This is a genomic window from Pseudomonas sp. ADAK21, assembly GCF_012935735.1.
In the GTDB taxonomy this organism is placed as follows: domain Bacteria; phylum Pseudomonadota; class Gammaproteobacteria; order Pseudomonadales; family Pseudomonadaceae; genus Aquipseudomonas; species Aquipseudomonas proteolytica.
Map to the genome: position 1 here is coordinate 4,165,270 of NZ_CP052857.1, position 18,038 is coordinate 4,183,307.

Below are 18,038 nucleotides of genomic sequence, written 5' to 3' on the forward strand. Positions count from 1 at the left end.
GTTTAGGCCGGAGGGGCACTTTGTGGCAGGAAGGCTAATGTCTAACTTAACTATTAACAGTGCTACAAACGTGCCATGTGGTTGTTCGGGTAGGGTAGAGGGAAACTTTAACTCTCTACAGCCACAGCGTCTTAGGCAGACCGCGGGCGTCGTTGACCTATCTAACAGTTTCACGGATTTCAGGGGTGACGTTGCAACTAAGGAAGCGGAATTAAAAAGTCTTGTTTCAATGTTCATGAATTTGCTGAGTCAGCTATCAGCGTTGTTGTCAGGACGGGATAAGGAGAAACGCGTCCAAACCGATGTGATTCCTGACAAGCCTACACCGGCAGTGCCTGCGCCCGACTCACACCCGGCCAGGATTGAGGGCCTTTCGGAAAAGCGCAACGGGGCCAAGGCCGATGATATCTGGAGCGGTTTTCGTCAGGGCCCGGATGGTAACTGCGTAACGGTATCGGCAATCAAGGCGGCGATGCATAAATTCGGACAGAGCCCTACTGATATTTACAAAAAAGTCATCAAAACCGAGCGCGGTTATCACGTTGCGATGAGAGATGGCTTTCGCTTGACGCTGACTCATGAGGAGTTGAAGCAAGCGGCGCAGGGCGCGCGGTTTGTTGGAAAAGACAAGGGAATGCTCAAGGATGCTCAGTTCCTGTTTGCCGTCAGCGCCAAGCGCGCCCAGATGGAAAACAACGATGGCCGAGCGGCTAGAAGTTTTAGCGCGGCAATCCGCAGCCTGAATGATGGTGAGGATGAGAGGGGGGCGGGAGAGGGTTTTCTGCGGTTGGGCTTGAAGAAGCACATGAAGCGTGTGGCGGTAAGTGTGTTGGCCAGGGGGCAAGTCGGCATGGTCAACCGCACCGGGCATTCGGTTGCGGTGATTGGTGGCAAGGAAGAGTTGTGGGGCCGTAAAGGAAGGGCACCCAGCCAGGGGCACGCAGTCGCGTTAGTCGACTGATGGGGGGGTTGGTAGGTAAATAGCGGTTTTTACACTAGATGTTGATTTAAGAATAAAAGTGGTTGTTTTTATCCTGCGCAGGTTTTTATTCGTCATTGTATTTTTAAGTTTGAATTCGTCACTTATCGGCTGTGTGTTGTTTGTCGTGTCTTTAATAATATTTTTGGGTAGGAAACTCCTATGAGTATCGGTATGTTCGGTCGGGTGTTGTTTGATGGTTTGAGTGTGGCTCATGAATCTGTCCGGCGTTTATCGACAGTCACATTGTCGGCGGCCGGGGGGAACAAACCCCGCGATATTTTGAATGCATTTTCCGCCACCCGACGTAACTTTGGTGAGTGTTTTGATAATAGTACCCATGCAGCAGTCATTAAATTGATGATGATGACCTTCGGTCAAAGCCCACATGATATGTTTGAAAAGGTCAAGGCGGTGGGCGACGGTTATGAGATCACGATGAAAGATGAGTTCAGGGTTCATGTGTCTGCCGAGGAACTAAGGATGACCGCGCAGGCATCACGGTTTGCCGGGAACGATGGCATGGCGGTTTCGGACGCCAACTTAGTGCTCGCGGCATTTATCAAGCGCAAGCAGCTGATCGGCAATCATGAGCGTTTCGAAGACGTCCTGCTCAAGAGTCTAGAAGGTGAAACTACCCAGAACTTCTTGCGTGGTATGGGCCTGATGGGTTTTGCCCAGTTTGTGCCTGCAACCTATATGGCGGCGCGTGGCGCTTTGGGTGTCGTGGAGACCCATAACTTCGGCTCGGCTTTTGTGATGGACAACACCCAACATCTTTATTCGGAGCAGCGCAAGGTAGATAAAAGTTATGGGTTCATGTTGTTCAATGATAAAAAAACGCCTGATGTATCGCCCGAAATAGTTGATGAAAAGGCCCCACCTCTTTCCAGAGTGCCAGTGGGTGTCCGCCCCGCTAATATCTGGAGTGGTTTTTACCAGGGCGTAGAAGGTAACTGTGTCACCGTGTCAGCGATCAAGGCCGCCATGATGAAGTTTGGCCAGAATCCGCAAGGCATCTATAAAAAAATCTCTGCCACCGCTGACGGATACGAAGTGGTCATGCGCGATGGCTACAAACTGAACTTGACCCACGACGAATTGAACAAGGCCAAGGTGCACTCCGGTTTGCAGGGCAGCAATCAATCCCTTTTGGACGATGCCAATTTTTTGTACGCCGTAAGTGCCAAGCGTGCGCAATTGGAGAACAACGACGGCCGGGGAAACCAGAGCTATGAGGTCGCCATGGATACCTTGAACGACGGTGAGTATCCCGGATCGGCGCTGCGCAGGCTGGGGCTGTATGCCTACATCCGGGAAAGCACGGTGCAAGAACTGGCTGACGGGGCCATTGGAACGCTGGCGGACACCCACCATTCAGTGACGGTCGTTGATGGGATGTTCGACATGTATGGAGAAAAGCGCAGTCTGGCGCCCTCCAACTGGAAGGGCTACTTCGTGCGAGCGTTGAAATTGGTCTGATGCCCCGTGCTGGGCCTGGCGGTTCATCTGGCGGATTGTTTTCAGCCTCCGGCAGCGCCCCTCAAAAGTTGCGTGAACGCGTCCACCGGCAGTGGCCGGCTATGCAAATAGCCCTGATACAGATGGCACCCCAAGCCTTGCAGGAACGCCAGTTGCTCGCAGGTTTCCACGCCTTCGGCAATCACTTCCAGGTTGAGGCTGCGCGCCATGGCTACGATCGCGCGGATGATCTCTGCATCGTTGGGGTCGTGGGTGGCATCGCGCACAAATGACTGATCGATTTTCAAGGCATCGACCGGCAGGCGCTTGAGATAGGTCAATGACGAATACCCGGTACCGAAGTCGTCCATGGCAAAGCTGACCCCGAGTTTTTTCAGGCGGCGCATTTTGCCGATGGTGTCGTCCAGGTTCTGGATCACGATGCCTTCGGTGATTTCCAGCTTCAGCAGGCTAAATGGCAGTTGGTGCTGCTTGAGGCTGCGTTCCACCCGTTCGACAAAGTCGTTCTGGCGAAACTGCCGGGGGCTGATGTTCACGCACAGGCTGAAACCTTTGGGCTCAATCAGGCCTTCGGCAATCAGCCTGGCAAAGGTGGCGCACGCTTCATCGAGGATCCAGGTGCCCACCTCGAGGATCAGACCGCTGTCCTCCAGGACCTTGATGAACTCTGTCGGTGATTGTGCGCCCAGTTGCGGATGCTGCCAGCGCACCAGGGCTTCGGCGCCGACAATGCGATTGCCCCGGGCATCGACCTGGGGTTGGTAATGCACGCTGAACTCGCCCCGCGACAGCGCCAGGCGCAGGTCGGTCTCCATGCGCAAGCGCTCGCTGGCGGTGCGTTGCATGCTGTTATGGAACATCTGCGTGGTGTTGCGCCCGGAGTCCTTGGCCCGGTACAGGGCAATATCCGCGCGCTTGAGCAGGTCGGCCGGGGTCGAGCCGTGATCGGGAATCAGCGCAACACCAATACTGGGGGTGACCTGTAAGCGCTGGCCGTCGAGGAACATCGGTTCCGACAGCAGCTCGCGCAGGGTGTCGGACAGCAGCTGCACCTGCTTGCTGACCTCCATTCGCGAACCTTCCAGGCCGCTGAGCAGCACGACAAACTCATCGCCACCCAGGCGCGCCACGGTGTCCTCCATGCGCACGCTGGCTTCCAGGCGCGCGGTGACGATTTTCAGCACGGTATCGCCCACCGGATGCCCGAGGGAATCGTTGATGTGCTTGAAATGATCCAGGTCCAGAAACAGCAGCGCGCCTCGCAGGTTATGCCGCTTGAGCAGGGCAATCTGCTGGCTCAGGCGGTCCATCAGCAAGGCGCGGTTGGGCAGGTTGGTCAGCGGGTCGTGATAGGCCAGGTGGCGGATCTGCGCCTGCGCGCTTTTCAGCAGGCTCACATCCCGTGCGGTCAGCAGCAGGCATGGCGTTTCATTGAGGGTAATGGGCTCGACCGACACTTCCACTGCCAGCAACTCGCCGCGCTTGTTGTGCCAGAGCATGTCCAGGTGGTGGATGCGGCCCTTGATCTGCAGTTCGGCGAGCAATGCCGAGCGTTGGTTCTCATCGGCCCAGATGCCGATCTGGTACAGGGTCAGGCCAATGGCTTCCTCGGCGCGGTAGCCGGTCAGGCGACAGAAGCCGTCGTTGACCTCCACGTAGCGCCCGGTGTCACGCTCGGTAATGGACACCGCGTCGGGGCTTGAGTGAAAGGCCTTGGCGAATTTTTCCTCGCTGGCCTTGAGCGCCGCTTCCGAGCGCTGTTGCTGGGTGATATCGCGCAGGGTGGTGACCACGCAGGGCTGGTTGCCGACCGTGATCAGCCGGCTGGAAATCATGCAGGTCAGACGCTGGCCATTCTTGTGGTGGACGATGATCGCCACGTTGTTCAGCGCTTGCTCGCGGATCACCTGCTCGATGCGCTGCAGGCGTTGGGTCGGCTCATCCCACAAGCCGATCTGCTCGGCGGTGTGATTGATGACTTCGGCGGCGGTCCAGCCAAAGGTCTGGCAGAAGCTGGGATTGATTTCGATGAATTCGCCGCTCGACAGGCGGGTAACGCAGATCGGGTCGGGGCTGGCGAGGAACAGGCTGGCGAACTTCTCTTCAGAGGCGCTCAGGCGCTGCTCGCGTTCCACCTGGTCGGTGATATCCAGCAGCGTGCCGGCCATGCGCAGGGGCGCGCCCTGGGCGTCACGGTAAAGGCGGGCGCGGCTTTCCAGGTAGCGCGAACTGCCGTCCTCCAGTTGCACGCGGTAGGTCAGTTGGTAATTGCCTGCCGGGCCTTCACGCAGGGTGCGATAGGCGTCGCGCATGCTGGCGCGCTCCTCATCGGGCATACCTTCAAAAAACGCATCGAAGGACTCATGGAACGGATGCGGCTCCAGGCCGTGCAACTGCGCCGCCCGGGCTGAGCCGTAGAGCATGCCGCTGGGGATATGCCAGTCCCAGGTGCCCAGTTGGGCCGAATCCAGGGCCAGGTCCAGGCGTTCCTGGCTGTCCTTGAGGGCCTGTTCGGCGTTCTTGCGCTCGGTGGTGTCGAGGAACGTGCTGATCAGGTAGGCCTGGCCGTCGAGTTCGACCTTTTGGGCACTGAGGGTGCCGTCATGGATTTGCCCATTGCTGGCGCGAAACTGCACTTCCATGGTGATGGGTTCGCCCTTGCGCTGGGTCGCCTTGACCAGCAAGGCGCGTTGCTCAGGATGCACCCACAGCCCCAGGTCCAGAGTGGTGCGGCCAATGGCATCGGCCACCGGCCAGCCGAACAGGCTTTCAAAATACTGGTTGGCCTCACTGATCAGGCCGTCTTCCTGGCGAGTCAGCAGGACCATGTTCGGGCACAGATGAAACAGGGTGGCGAAGCGTTTTTCCGAGTGGCCCAGGGCATGTTCGCGCTCGCGTTGCTGGGTGGTTTCGCGAATCACCCCGATCATGCGCCGCCGCCCGGACGCGTCCGGCAGCAGGCTGCCGTTGATTTCCAGCCAGTGCAGGCTACCGTCCGGCCACTGGATGCGGTGGTGCATGGCTTGCTCGAAGGGCGCGCCCGCCAGGACGGCGTGAAAGGCCCGGATCACGCGGCCGCGGTCCTCGGCGGCCAGCAAGTCGAGGTAATCCAGGTCCTTGGGCAATGGCTGGCGGGGGTCAAAACCAAACAGCGCCTGGGTGCCGCGCGACCAGCTGATTCGCCCGCTGTCGATATCCCAGCTCCAGGCGCCGAGCCGTGCGGCATTGAGCGCCGCCAGCAGCTGCGGGGCGTTCTCCCAGCTTTGTTCCGCCTGCTGGGGGTCCAGGGCGTGAATGCGAGGCAGCGGCGGCACGGGATCGACAGGGTTGGGCATTATCAAGGGGCCTTGGCTCGATGGGCATTCGGCGCGGGAGCAGGGTCTACAGGCCGCACGGCCTCATGCCGGCATCTCCGCCGGATCAACCTGTGCATCCAATAGGCTCATGAAAGCCCGCGCAGCGTTCGACAACGTCCTTTCGGTGTGCACGATATAGCCTAGCTGGCGACTGAGCTGTATGCCCGGTAAAGCGATGCTGGCCACTTGATCATCAAGCATAGTGCGCGGCAACACGCTCCAGGCCAGGCCGATCGAAACCATCATCTTGATGGTTTCCAGGTAGTTGGTGCTCATGGCGATGTTCGGCGTCAGGCCCTGGGCCTCGAACAGCCGGTGCACGATATGGTGGGTAAAGGTATTGCCGCCAGGGAAAACCGCCGGATGGCGGGCAATGTCGGCAAGGCTGATAGTGCCGTTATTGGCCAGGCTGTGTTCGGGCGCCACCACGAAATCCAGGGGGTCATCCCATACCGGGGTGGCCCGCACCAGGCTGTGGGGCTCCGGCGCCAGGGTGATGACGGCGACTTCGGCGCGGCCATGGAGGATTTCCTCGTAGGCGACTTCCGAATCCAGGAACTGAATATCCAGGGCCACGTTCGGGTATTCCCGGGTAAACGTGCGCAATACCGGCGGCAGGCGGTGCAGGCCGATGTGATGGCTGGTGGCCAGAGTCAGGCGCCCGCTGACTTCGCCGGTCAGGTTGGTCAGGGCGCGACGGGTGTCATCCAGCACATTAAGGATCTGATAGGCGCGGGGCAGCAGGGCGCGCCCGGCTTCTGTCAGGCCCACTTCACGGCCCAGTCGATCAAACAGGCGCACCTTCAGTTGCTGCTCAAGGCCGGCGATACGCTTGCTGATTGCCGGTTGCGTCAGGTGCAGGCGCTCCCCGGCGCCGGAGAAGCTGCCGGTTTCGGCGATAGCAATAAAGGCATTGAGGTTGGCCAGATCCATGGTGGTATTCCAGTGAGTTATCCAAAGCATGAAAAATATGAATTTGAGTTATTTAATGTAACGCCATAGCATCAGCCTCACAAGCCAAAGGGTTATTGAATCGTTCAACGCCCAGGGCATAGAAAGACGCTGATGAGGACCGACTGATGGCCGGCAAAACGCTTTACGACAAACTCTGGGATTCCCATGAAGTGAAACGGCGCGATGATGGGTCATCGCTGATCTACATCGACCGTCACATCATCCATGAAGTGACCTCGCCCCAAGCGTTCGAAGGCCTGCGACTGGCCGGGCGCAAGCCTTGGCGCGTCGACTCGATCATCGCGACCCCGGACCACAACGTGCCGACCACCCCGGAGCGCAAGGGCGGCATCGAAGCCATTGCCGACCAGGTCTCGCGCTTGCAGGTCCAGACCCTCGACGACTATTGCGACGAGTACGGCATCACCGAATTCAAGATGAATGACGTGCGCCAGGGCATCGTCCACGTTATCGGCCCGGAGCAGGGCGCAACCTTGCCGGGCATGACCGTGGTCTGCGGCGACTCCCATACCTCCACCCATGGTGCGTTCGGCGCCCTGGCCCACGGTATCGGCACCTCCGAGGTGGAACATGTGTTCGCCACCCAGTGCCTGGTCGCCAAGAAAATGAAGAACATGCTGGTGCTGGTCGAAGGCACCTTGCCCTTTGGCGTCACCGCCAAGGACATCGTGTTGGCCGTGATCGGTAAAATTGGCACCGCTGGCGGTAACGGCCATGCCATCGAGTTCGCCGGTAGCGCGATTCGTGATTTGTCCATCGAAGGCCGCATGACCATCTGCAACATGTCCATCGAAGCCGGTGCCCGTGTGGGCATGGTGGCGGCGGATGAAAAAACCGTGGAGTACGTCAAGGGCCGTCCATTCGCTCCGCAAGGCGCCGATTGGGATGCCGCCGTGGAGGCCTGGAAAGACCTGGTTTCTGACAAAGATGCGGTGTTCGACACCGTGGTCGAACTCGACGCCGCCCAGATCAAGCCACAAGTCAGCTGGGGCACTTCGCCGGAAATGGTCCTGGCCGTCGACCAGAACGTGCCGGACCCGGCCAAGGAAGCCGACCTGGTCAAGCGCGGTTCCATCGAGCGGGCCTTGAAGTACATGGGCTTGAAAGCCAACCAGGCGATCACCGACATCCAGTTGGACCGGGTGTTTATCGGTTCCTGCACCAACTCGCGGATCGAAGACCTGCGCGCCGCGGCGGTGATCGCCAAGGGCCGCAAAGTGGCCGCGACCATCAAGCAAGCCATTGTGGTGCCAGGTTCGGGCCTGGTGAAGGCCCAGGCCGAAGCCGAAGGCCTGGACAAGATCTTCCTCGAAGCCGGTTTTGAATGGCGCGAGCCGGGTTGCTCCATGTGCCTGGCGATGAACCCGGACCGTTTGGAGTCCGGCGAGCATTGCGCGTCCACCTCCAACCGTAACTTCGAAGGGCGTCAGGGCGCCGGTGGCCGCACCCACCTGGTGAGCCCGGCCATGGCCGCTGCGGCTGCCGTCAACGGTCGTTTCATCGACGTTCGCGAATTGATCTGAGGAATACCCGATGAGAGCTTTTACCCAACACACAGGTCTTGTCGCACCGTTGGACCGTGCCAACGTGGACACCGACCAGATCATCCCCAAGCAGTTCTTGAAGTCGATCAAGCGCACCGGTTTCGGCCCGAACCTGTTCGACGAGTGGCGCTACCTGGACGTGGGCTACGCCTACCAGGACAACTCCAAGCGCCCGCTGAACAAAGACTTCGTGCTCAATGCCGAGCGTTACCAGGGCGCCAGTGTGTTGCTGGCCCGGGAGAACTTCGGTTGCGGATCCAGCCGTGAACACGCGCCTTGGGCCCTGGAAGAATATGGCTTTCGCAGCATCATCGCGCCGAGCTACGCCGATATCTTCTTCAACAACAGCTTCAAGAACGGTTTGTTGCCGATCATCTTGAGCGATGCCGAAGTGGACGAGTTGTTCCAGCAAGTGGAAGCCAATGTCGGCTACCAATTGACCGTCGACCTCGCGGCGCAAACCGTGACCCGTCCGGACGGCAAGGTGTACCACTTTGAAGTGGATGCGTTCCGTAAGCACTGCCTGATCAACGGCCTGGACGATATCGGCCTGACCTTGCAGGACGGCGATGCCATTGCGGCGTTTGAAGCCAAGCACCGGGCCAGCCAGCCTTGGTTGTTTCGTGATGCCTGATTTGCGGTAAACCGTGCGGGCCCCATCGCGGGCAAGCCCGCTCCCACATTTTGATCTGTGAACACGGTCAAATGTGGGAGCTGGCTTGCCGGCGATAGCGCCCGTACCAACACCACAAAACCCAAGGAAACTTCCATGACCAGCACCGCCCACACCCAAGTCGTGCAAAAACAATTCGGTGAACAGGCCTCGGCCTACCTGAGCAGTGCCGTGCACGCCCAAGGCACCGAATTCGCACTGCTGCAGGCCGAACTGGCCGGGCAGGGCGCGGCACGCCTGCTGGACCTGGGTTGTGGCGCCGGTCACGTGAGTTTCCACGTAGCACCGCTGGTCAAGGAAGTGGTGGCCTACGACCTGTCGCAGCAAATGCTCGACGTGGTCGCCGCCGCTGCCGCCGACCGTGGGCTGGACAATATCCGCACCCTGCACGGGGCCGCCGAGCGCCTGCCGTTTGCCGATGGCGAGTTCGACTTCGTGTTCAGCCGCTACTCGGCCCATCACTGGAGCGACCTGGGCCTGGCGCTGCGCGAAGTGCGCCGGGTGCTCAAGCCGGGCGGCGTGGCGGCATTTGTCGACGTCTTGTCACCGGGCAGCCCGCTGTTGGACACTTACCTGCAAACCGTCGAAGTGCTGCGCGACACCAGCCATGTGCGCGACTACTCCGCTGGCGAGTGGATGCGCCAGCTCAGCGAAGCCGGCTTGCATGTACGCAATAGCAGTCGCCAGCGCCTGCGCCTGGAATACACCTCGTGGGTCGAGCGCATGCGCACGCCAGAGGTATTGCGCGCAGCGATCCTGGCACTGCAAAAGGCGATGGGCCAGGAAGTGCGCGATTATTTTGAGATTCAAGCCGATGGCACCTTCAGCACCGACGTGCTGGTGGTCTGGGCCGAACGCTAATAATTTTCCCGACCTGCCCGAGGGCGGGTCGCTTGATGAAATGAGGAACGCATGAGCAAGCAGATTCTGATTCTCCCTGGCGACGGCATTGGTCCGGAAATCATGGCCGAAGCGGTCAAGGTCCTGGAATTGGCCAACAGCAAGTACAGCCTGGGCTTTGAATTGAGCCACGACGTGATCGGCGGCGCGGCCATCGACAAGCATGGCGTGCCCCTGGCCGACGAGACCCTGGACCGTGCCCGTGCTGCCGACGCCGTGCTGCTCGGCGCCGTGGGTGGGCCGAAATGGGACAAGATCGAACGTGATATCCGCCCGGAGCGCGGCCTGCTGAAAATCCGCGCGCAACTGGGCCTGTTCGGCAACCTGCGCCCGGCGATCCTCTATCCGCAACTGGCCGACGCGTCGAGCCTCAAGCCGGAAGTGGTGGCGGGCCTGGATATCCTGATCGTGCGCGAGCTGACCGGCGGTATCTATTTCGGCTCGCCACGGGGTGTGCGCGAGCTGGAAAATGGCGAGCGCCAGGCCTATGACACCCTGCCGTACAGCGAGAGCGAAATCCGCCGTATCGCCCGTGTCGGTTTCGACATGGCCCGCGTACGTGGCAAGAAGGTCTGCTCGGTAGACAAGGCCAATGTCCTGGCCTCCAGCCAGCTGTGGCGCGAGATCGTCGAAGAAGTGGCCAAGGACTACCCGGACGTCGAGTTGAGCCACATGTACGTCGATAACGCCGCGATGCAACTGGTGCGTGCACCCAAGCAGTTCGACGTGATCGTCACCGACAACCTGTTCGGCGACATCCTGTCCGACCAGGCCTCGATGCTCACCGGTTCCATCGGCATGCTGCCGTCGGCGTCCCTGGACACCCACAACAAGGGCATGTACGAGCCGTGCCACGGTTCGGCGCCGGATATCGCGGGCCAGGGCATTGCCAACCCGCTGGCGACCATCCTGTCGGTCTCGATGATGCTGCGTTACAGCTTCAACCTGAGCGAAGCGGCGGACGCGATCGAGAAGGCGGTGAGCCTGGTGCTGGACCAGGGCCTGCGTACCGGCGACATCTGGTCGCAGGGTTGCACCAAGGTCGGGACGCAGGAAATGGGCGACGCAGTAGTCGCCGCGCTGCGGAATCTGTAATCTCTCGGGCCCGCTTGCAGTTGTTGCTGCAAGGCGGCCCACTTTTTAACAAGGTGTAGTTGCGATGAAACGTGTAGGTCTGATCGGTTGGCGCGGTATGGTCGGTTCCGTGCTCATGCAGCGGATGCTGGAAGAGCAGGATTTCGATCTTATTGAGCCGGTGTTTTTCACCACTTCGAATGTCGGTGGCCAAGGGCCGTCCGTGGGCAAGGATATCGCCCCGCTCAAGGACGCCTACAACATTGAAGAGCTCAAGACCCTCGACGTCATTCTGACCTGCCAGGGCGGCGACTACACCAGCGAAGTCTTCCCCAAGCTGCGTGAAGCCGGCTGGCAGGGTTACTGGATCGACGCCGCCTCGAGCCTGCGCATGCAAGACGACGCCGTGATCATCCTTGACCCGGTCAACCGCAAGGTCATCGACCAGCAGCTCGACGCCGGCACCAAGAACTATGTCGGCGGCAACTGCACCGTCAGCCTGATGCTGATGGGCCTGGGTGGCCTGTTCGAAGCCGGGCTGGTGGAGTGGATGAGCGCCATGACCTATCAGGCGGCCTCCGGTGCCGGTGCGCAGAACATGCGTGAGCTGATCAAGCAGATGGGCGCGACCCACGCGGCCGTCGCCGATCAACTGACCGACCCGGCCAGCGCGATCCTCGACATCGACCGTCGTGTGGCCGAGGCCATGCGCAGCGACGCCTATCCGACCGAGAACTTCGGCGTGCCATTGGCCGGTAGCCTGATCCCGTGGATCGACAAAGAACTGCCGAACGGCCAGAGCCGTGAAGAGTGGAAGGCCCAGGCCGAGACCAACAAGATCCTGGGGCGCTTCAAGAACCCGATCCCGGTGGACGGTATCTGCGTGCGCATCGGCGCCATGCGCTGCCACAGCCAGGCGCTGACCATCAAGCTGAACAAAGACGTACCGATTGCCGATATCGAAGGGCTGATCAGCCAGCACAACCCATGGGTCAAGCTGGTGCCGAACAACCGCGATATCAGCATGCAGGAGCTGAGCCCGACCAAGGTCACTGGCACCCTGAATGTTCCGGTGGGGCGTCTGCGCAAGCTGAACATGGGCACCCAGTACCTGGGCGCCTTCACCGTGGGTGACCAACTGCTGTGGGGCGCGGCCGAGCCGTTGCGCCGGATGTTGCGGATCCTGCTGGAGCGTTGATCGCTTTTTGGTGTTGAACAAACCCGTGCCCTGGTGACAGGCGCGGGTTTTTTATTGCGCCTGGGGCCGTCATCGCGGGCAAGCCCGCTCCTACAATTGAATGTGTTCACAAATCAAAATGTAGGAGCGGGCTTGCCCGCGATAGCGGCCCCCATCACACCACAAAGCCTGGGTTAATTGCCTCACCCCCCACCACCCGGTAAAGTGCCGCTCCCCCCGCAATGCCCGAGGCAGCCTCCATGACCCAGACCTTTGATATCGCCGTGATCGGCGCCACCGGCACCGTTGGCGAAACCCTGGTACAGATCCTCGAAGAGCTGGATTTCCCGGTCGGCACCCTGCACCTGCTGGCCAGCAGTGAGTCGGCCGGCGCTTCGGTGCCATTTCGCGGCAAGAACGTGCGGGTGCGGGAAGTCGACGAGTTTGATTTCAGCAAGGTGCAACTGGCCTTTTTCGCGGCTGGCCCGGCGGTCACCTTGAGTTTTGCCCCGCGCGCCACTGCGGCGGGGTGCTCGCTGATCGACTTGTCTGGGGCCTTGCCGGCCGAGCAGGCACCTCAGGTGGTGCCGGAAGCCAACGCCCACGTCCTGGACGGTCTGAGAAAGCCCTTCCAGGTCGGCAGCCCGAGCCCGTGCGCCACTCATCTGGCGGTGGTCCTGGCGCCTTTGCGAGGCTTGCTGGGCATCCAGCGCGTCAGTGTCACCGCCAGCCTGGCCGTGTCTGCCCAGGGCCGTGAAGCCGTGAGTGAGCTGGCCCGGCAAACCGCCGAATTGTTGAATGTGCGCCCCCTGGAGCCAAAGTTCTTCGATCGGCAAATGGCCTTCAACCTGCTGGCCCAGGTCGGTACGCCGGACGCCCAGGGCCACACGGCCCTGGAAAAACGCCTGGTCCACGAACTGCGCGTCTTGCTTGATTTACCGTTGCTGAAGATTTCCGCAACCTGCGTTCAAGCTCCGGTGTTTTTTGGCGATAGCCTGAGCGTGTCCCTGCAACTGGCGGGCCCTGTGGACCTTGGCGCAGTCAATCGCGTGCTGGAGTCGGCGCCGGGCATCGAACTGGTGGAAGAGGGCGATTACCCTACCGCTGTTGGGGATGCGGTCGGTCAGGATGTGGTCTACGTGGGCCGGGTGCGAGCGGGCATTGACGACCCAGCGGAACTAAACTTGTGGCTGACGTCAGATAACGTACGCAAAGGTGCTGCGCTTAACGCGGTGCAACTGGCGCAGTTGTTGATAAAAGACCTTGCGTAAAAGATACTTGGCGGCAATTTGTAGATTGATTCTAGCTAAGCGCTATGCTTGGCCCCATGCACGAAAAGTTGCGCGTCGGTGACCTATCGGCTCGCCATGCCGAATGGCAGCGGTACCCAACCTTCTCGCGGGCCGAGGAGTGTTCAAACAAAGGATGAGGCTATGGTTCAAGTTCGCAAACTGGTGTTAGCAATAGCGGCCGCCTCGGCGCTGTCCTCCGGTATGGCGCAAGCGCTGCAACTTGGGGAGATGACACTCAAGTCGAAGTTGAACCAGCCGTTGTCGGTGGAGATCGAGCTGCTCGATGTAGGCGGGCTGAGCGCCTCCGACATCGTACCCAGCCTCGCGTCTTCCCAGGCCTTTGTGGATGCGGGCGTGGATCGCCAGGCGTTCCTTGATGAACTGAGCTTTACCCCGGTGCTCAACCCCAGCGGTCGCAGCGTGGTGCGCGTTACCTCCAGCAAGCCCTTGCCCGACTCCTATGTGCGCTTCCTGTTGCAGGTGCAATGGCCCAATGGCCGATTGATGCGCGACTACAGCGTCTTGCTGGACCCGGCCAAGTTCGAGCAAAAGGCCCCGGAGGCCATTGCCCCGGCACCGCGCCTTGCCCCGCCTGCGGCCAGCAGCGTCAGCAAGGCGGCTGAACACACTACGACTTCCCGCGACACCCTGTGGGAAATCGCCGCTAAAAATCGCAATGGCGGCTCGATCCAGCAGACGATGCTGGCGATCCAGGCGCTGAACCCTGGGGCTTTTGTCGACGGCAATATCAACCGCATGAAAACCGGCCAGGTACTGCGCCTGCCGGACCCGGTACAAAGCACCAGCCTGCCGCAACCTCAGGCGATTGCCGAAGTGACTGCGCAGAACGCGGCCTGGCGTCAGGGGCGTCGCGGTGCCACTAATCAGGCAGCGGGGCGTCAGCAACTGGACGCCACCAAGCGCACCCAGGCCGGTGCCGCGCCGTCGCAAACGGCTGCCAAGGACAACCTCAGCCTGGTCTCGGCCGAGGCCGCCAAGGCTGGAGTCAAAGGCGCCGCAGGGGATAGCAAGGCTTTGAACAACAAGCTGGCGGTGACCCAGGAAAGCCTGGATTCGACCCGCCGCGAAAATGAAGAACTGAAAAGCCGCATGACTGACCTGCAAAGTCAGTTGGACAAGTTGCAGCGGCTGATTGAACTGAAGAACAACCAATTGGCCAAGTTGCAGGCCGAGGGTGGCGCACCGGCGCAGCCGGCGGCCATGCCTGCGGAGTTGGCGGCGGCGCCCGTTGCACCAGCACCTGCTACCCCGGCGCCAGCCGCCGAAGCGCCCGTGGTTGCGCCTGTGGAAAGCCCGGCTGAGCCCGCGCCCGTGGCCAGCACCGAAGGCAAGTTCAATGACCTGCTGACCAATCCCATCGTTCTCGGGGTGATTGGCGGTGCCGCTGGCCTGCTGGTATTGCTGCTCCTGCTGCTATGGGCGCGTCATCGCAATGCGCGCCTGGAAGAGGAAAAACACCTGCGCATGGCGCGGGCGCTGGCCGAGGAACCGGAGTTCTCCTCGAGCCTTGACCAGGACATGCCGTCGGACAGTTTCGAAGGCCTTGAAGTCCCTGCGGCAAACGTCAAGCTGGCTCCAGCTCCAGCTCCAGCTCCAGCTCCAGCTCCAGCTCCAGCGCCGGTTGCCGTGGCGCCTGTGCCTGCACCGGTGACCAGCATGGCGCCGCCGAGCAAGCCGATCATCGAACCCGGCTCCTCCGACGCTTTGGCGCTGGCTCAGTCCCACCTGGATCGTGGTCACCTGAACCAGGCGGCCGCCGTGCTGGAAGAAGCGATCAAGCTGGAGCCCAAGCGCAGCGATCTGCGTCTCAAGCTCCTGGAAGTCTATGGTCAGCAGGGCGACAAAGATGGCTTCGTAACCCAGGAGCGCCAACTGGTCGCCAATGGCGAAAATCACGCCCAGGTCGAACTGTTGAAAAACCGCTACCCGGCCATGGCCGTGCTGGCAGCGGGTGTCAGTGCTGCCGTCGCCGCCGCTGCGCTGGATGCGCAGTACGTCAAGGATCTGCTCCAGGAAGAACCGGCGCCCGCCGCCACGCCTGAGGCCGATGGGTTCGACACCGACTTCGACCTGAGCCTGGATGACCTGGAAGCCGCTTCGCCGGCCGTGGTTGCGCCAGAGCCCGAGATCGATGATCTGAGCTTCGAGTCGGTATTGCAGCAGCAGAATGAAGCCAAGGCCAGCGAGGACGATCTATCGGATTTTGACCTTGACTTGCAATTGGATGCGCCAGCCTCTGCGTCCGATGACGACTTCCTCTCCGGTCTGGAAGAGCAGATGAAGGACCTGCCGCCGGTAGAGCCGCCCACCCTGACGCCGGCCGCGCTGGAAGATTTTGACCTGCCGGAAGACTTTGATCTGTCCCTGGCGGACGAACCCGCGGCGTCAGCCAAGCCGGACGCATTCGCTTCGGAGCTTGACGATGTCAACGCCGAACTGGAGCGTCTGTCCCAGAGCCTGGAAAGCCCGTCGATCGAGCCGAGCTTCACTGCCGAAGACGCCGCCAAGGGCGACGATGAGCCGGAGTTCGACTTCCTGTCGGGCACCGACGAAGTCGCCACCAAGCTGGACCTGGCCCAGGCTTATATCGACATGGGGGATGAGGGCGGTGCGCGTGACATCCTGGCCGAAGTCCTTACCGAAGGCGATGAAAAGCAACGGGATGAAGCCAAGGAAATGCTCAGCAACCTGGCCTAAAGCCGTTACGCAACTCCTGTAGGAGCGAGCTTGCTCGCGAAAAACTCAAGGGCACCGCGTTCTTCCAGGATGGGCGCGTTATCGTTGACGATCTTCGCGAGCAAGCTCGCTCCTACAAAAATCCTCAAGCCATATATAATGGCTGCCTTTGCGCAACTCATCAGGCCCTCAGCTCTTGGCAAATATAGATAACGCGGCCGCCGAAATGGCGGCCGCTGGCTTTTTCAGAATCGCCCTGGGCGTTGAATACAAAGGCTCGCGCTATCGCGGCTGGCAGCGCCAGGCCTCGGGCGTGCCGACCGTACAGGAAACCCTGGAGAAGGCCCTGTCGAAGGTCGCCGACTCGCCGGTTTCATTGATGTGCGCCGGGCGTACCGACGCCGGCGTGCATGCCTGCGGGCAAGTGGTCCATTTTGACACCCAGGCCGAGCGTTCGATGAAAGCCTGGGTGATGGGCGCCAATATCAATCTGCCCCACGATGTTAGCGTCAGTTGGGCCAAGGTCATGCCGGCGCACTTCCATGCGCGGTTCAAGGCGATTGCCCGGCGCTACCGCTACGTGATCTATAACGATCAGATCCGTCCGGCACACTTGAACGAAGAAATTACCTGGAACCACCGCCCGCTGGACGCCGAGCGTATGGCTGAGGCGGCCCAGCACCTGGTGGGAATCCATGATTTCAGCGCGTTCCGGGCTGGCCAGTGCCAGGCCAAGTCGCCGATCAAGGAAGTCCACCACCTGCGCGTCACGCGCCACGGCAAGATGATTGTCCTGGATATCCGTGCCGGTGCGTTCCTGCACCATATGGTGCGCAATATCGCCGGTGTACTGATGACCATTGGCACCGGCGAGCGCCCGGTGGAATGGGCCAAGGAAGTGCTGGAGAGTCGAGTGCGTCGTACCGGCGGGGTGACGGCGCACCCGTTCGGCCTGTATCTGGTGGATGTGGAATACCGCGATGAGTTCGAGTTGCCGCAGCGTTTCATCGGGCCACACTTCCTCACAGGTTTCACTGAACTTGACGGCTGACGCCTGGAAAAGCATTTGTTACCATCCGGGACTTTCCTGGACAGCCCCCTGAGGTTCCGACGATATGTCAGGCGTTCGCAGCAAGATTTGCGGGATTACCCGCATGGAAGACGCGCTGGCGGCAGTCGAGGCGGGGGCTGACGCCATTGGTTTTGTGTTTTATGCCAAGAGCCCGCGTGCGGTGACGGTGCAGCAGGCACGGGCGATCATTGCCGGCTTGCCGCCGTTCGTGACCACCGTGGGGCTGTTCGTCAACGCCAGCGCCTGTGAGCTCAACGAAACCCTGGATGCCGTCCCCCTGGATCTGCTGCAGTTCCATGGCGACGAAACCCCGGATGAGTGCGCCGGCTACCATCGCCCTTATATCAAGGCCTTGAGGGTCAAGGCCGGGGACGATATCGCCGCCAGTTGCGCCGCCTACGCCGGGGCCAGCGGGATTTTGCTCGATGCCTATGTCGAGGGCATTCCTGGTGGTACGGGCGAGGCCTTTGACTGGTCGCTGATTCCCCAGGGCTTGAGCAAGCCGATCATCCTGGCCGGCGGCCTGTGTGCCGAAAACGTGGCGCAGGCCATCGCCCAGGTTCGCCCGTATGCGGTGGACGTCAGCGGCGGGGTGGAGCAGGGCAAGGGCATCAAGGATTCTGCCAAGATTCGCGCATTCATGCAGGCAGTGCGCAGCAGCAGTGGCGCGATGTGACGGCTGGCAGTCTGCCGCCGTCAGTAACTACCACTGTGTGAAACAGGCCGGCGTTGCCCTCGGGCGGCGCCAATGAAGTGGCAGCCACGCGTTGGCGGGTTGTCTGGAAGGCTGAGGGCAGGTGCAGGAAATGGCTGGTCG

General features: G+C 60.9%; 13 protein-coding genes. 11 read left to right on the plus strand and 2 right to left on the minus strand.

Annotation, left to right across the window (positions count from 1 at the left end):
* Positions 1–229: 229 nt before the first annotated feature.
* The gene (locus tag HKK57_RS18915) at positions 230–961 is read left to right on the plus strand and encodes a hypothetical protein (RefSeq protein WP_169390553.1); all 732 of its coding nucleotides are present in this window, start codon (positions 230–232) and stop codon (positions 959–961) included.
* 180 nt (positions 962–1,141) lie between these two features.
* Positions 1,142–2,461: a hypothetical protein gene (locus HKK57_RS18920; RefSeq protein ID WP_169390554.1), complete on the plus strand. Its 1,320-nt coding sequence runs from the start codon at positions 1,142–1,144 to the stop codon at positions 2,459–2,461.
* A gap of 41 nt (positions 2,462–2,502) precedes the next feature.
* Here the strand turns inward: HKK57_RS18920 and HKK57_RS18925 are convergent, their stop codons facing one another.
* Positions 2,503–5,796: a bifunctional diguanylate cyclase/phosphodiesterase gene (locus HKK57_RS18925; protein ID WP_029294126.1), complete on the minus strand. Its 3,294-nt coding sequence runs from the start codon at positions 5,794–5,796 to the stop codon at positions 2,503–2,505.
* A 63-nt stretch (positions 5,797–5,859) separates the two neighbouring features.
* On the minus strand, positions 5,860–6,750 hold the full coding sequence (locus tag HKK57_RS18930; RefSeq protein WP_070995087.1) for a LysR family transcriptional regulator: 891 nt from the start codon (positions 6,748–6,750) through the stop codon (positions 5,860–5,862).
* A gap of 146 nt (positions 6,751–6,896) precedes the next feature.
* Between HKK57_RS18930 and leuC the strand changes: the two genes are divergently transcribed.
* From leuC to HKK57_RS18975, 9 genes are all read left to right on the plus strand, one after another.
* Positions 6,897–8,315 carry a 3-isopropylmalate dehydratase large subunit gene (leuC, locus tag HKK57_RS18935; protein ID WP_029294130.1) on the plus strand — a complete coding sequence of 473 codons (1,419 nt, stop codon included), beginning with the start codon at positions 6,897–6,899 and terminating at the stop codon, positions 8,313–8,315.
* A gap of 10 nt (positions 8,316–8,325) precedes the next feature.
* A complete protein-coding gene (leuD, locus tag HKK57_RS18940) occupies positions 8,326–8,970 on the plus strand; it encodes a 3-isopropylmalate dehydratase small subunit (protein WP_003192559.1) in 645 nt (214 codons plus the stop codon).
* 135 nt (positions 8,971–9,105) lie between these two features.
* On the plus strand, positions 9,106–9,870 hold the full coding sequence (locus HKK57_RS18945) for a class I SAM-dependent methyltransferase (RefSeq protein WP_092231417.1): 765 nt from the start codon (positions 9,106–9,108) through the stop codon (positions 9,868–9,870).
* Positions 9,871–9,921: 51 nt separating this feature from the next.
* Positions 9,922–11,004 carry a 3-isopropylmalate dehydrogenase gene (gene leuB, locus HKK57_RS18950; RefSeq protein WP_029294134.1) on the plus strand — a complete coding sequence of 361 codons (1,083 nt, stop codon included), beginning with the start codon at positions 9,922–9,924 and terminating at the stop codon, positions 11,002–11,004.
* A gap of 64 nt (positions 11,005–11,068) precedes the next feature.
* A complete protein-coding gene (gene asd, locus HKK57_RS18955; RefSeq protein ID WP_169390555.1) occupies positions 11,069–12,181 on the plus strand; it encodes an aspartate-semialdehyde dehydrogenase in 1,113 nt (370 codons plus the stop codon).
* 239 nt (positions 12,182–12,420) lie between these two features.
* The gene (locus HKK57_RS18960) at positions 12,421–13,431 is read left to right on the plus strand and encodes an aspartate-semialdehyde dehydrogenase (protein WP_092231414.1); all 1,011 of its coding nucleotides are present in this window, start codon (positions 12,421–12,423) and stop codon (positions 13,429–13,431) included.
* A gap of 162 nt (positions 13,432–13,593) precedes the next feature.
* Entirely contained in the window at positions 13,594–16,170 is a 2,577-nt protein-coding gene (locus HKK57_RS18965) for a FimV family protein (protein ID WP_169390556.1), read from the plus strand.
* 205 nt (positions 16,171–16,375) lie between these two features.
* Positions 16,376–17,200, plus strand: coding sequence for a tRNA pseudouridine(38-40) synthase TruA (truA, locus tag HKK57_RS18970; protein ID WP_029294142.1), 825 nt, complete (start codon positions 16,376–16,378; stop codon positions 17,198–17,200).
* A gap of 64 nt (positions 17,201–17,264) precedes the next feature.
* Positions 17,265–17,897 (plus strand): phosphoribosylanthranilate isomerase, encoded by a 633-nt coding sequence (locus HKK57_RS18975; protein WP_029294144.1) that lies wholly within the window; start codon positions 17,265–17,267, stop codon positions 17,895–17,897.
* Positions 17,898–18,038 lie beyond the last annotated feature (141 nt).

Excerpts from the sequence above, each read along its gene's own strand:
- HKK57_RS18915 (WP_169390553.1), top strand. The coding sequence starts at position 230 with ATGTTCATGAATTTGCTGAGTCAGCTATCAGCGTTGTTGTCAGGACGG.
- HKK57_RS18920 (WP_169390554.1), top strand. The coding sequence starts at position 1,142 with ATGAGTATCGGTATGTTCGGTCGGGTGTTGTTTGATGGTTTGAGTGTG.
- HKK57_RS18925 (WP_029294126.1), bottom strand. The coding sequence starts at position 5,796 with ATGCCCAACCCTGTCGATCCCGTGCCGCCGCTGCCTCGCATTCACGCC.
- HKK57_RS18930 (WP_070995087.1), bottom strand. The coding sequence starts at position 6,750 with ATGGATCTGGCCAACCTCAATGCCTTTATTGCTATCGCCGAAACCGGC.
- leuC (WP_029294130.1), top strand. The coding sequence starts at position 6,897 with ATGGCCGGCAAAACGCTTTACGACAAACTCTGGGATTCCCATGAAGTG.
- leuD (WP_003192559.1), top strand. The coding sequence starts at position 8,326 with ATGAGAGCTTTTACCCAACACACAGGTCTTGTCGCACCGTTGGACCGT.
- HKK57_RS18945 (WP_092231417.1), top strand. The coding sequence starts at position 9,106 with ATGACCAGCACCGCCCACACCCAAGTCGTGCAAAAACAATTCGGTGAA.
- leuB (WP_029294134.1), top strand. The coding sequence starts at position 9,922 with ATGAGCAAGCAGATTCTGATTCTCCCTGGCGACGGCATTGGTCCGGAA.
- asd (WP_169390555.1), top strand. The coding sequence starts at position 11,069 with ATGAAACGTGTAGGTCTGATCGGTTGGCGCGGTATGGTCGGTTCCGTG.
- HKK57_RS18960 (WP_092231414.1), top strand. The coding sequence starts at position 12,421 with ATGACCCAGACCTTTGATATCGCCGTGATCGGCGCCACCGGCACCGTT.
- HKK57_RS18965 (WP_169390556.1), top strand. The coding sequence starts at position 13,594 with ATGGTTCAAGTTCGCAAACTGGTGTTAGCAATAGCGGCCGCCTCGGCG.
- truA (WP_029294142.1), top strand. The coding sequence starts at position 16,376 with ATGGCGGCCGCTGGCTTTTTCAGAATCGCCCTGGGCGTTGAATACAAA.
- HKK57_RS18975 (WP_029294144.1), top strand. The coding sequence starts at position 17,265 with ATGTCAGGCGTTCGCAGCAAGATTTGCGGGATTACCCGCATGGAAGAC.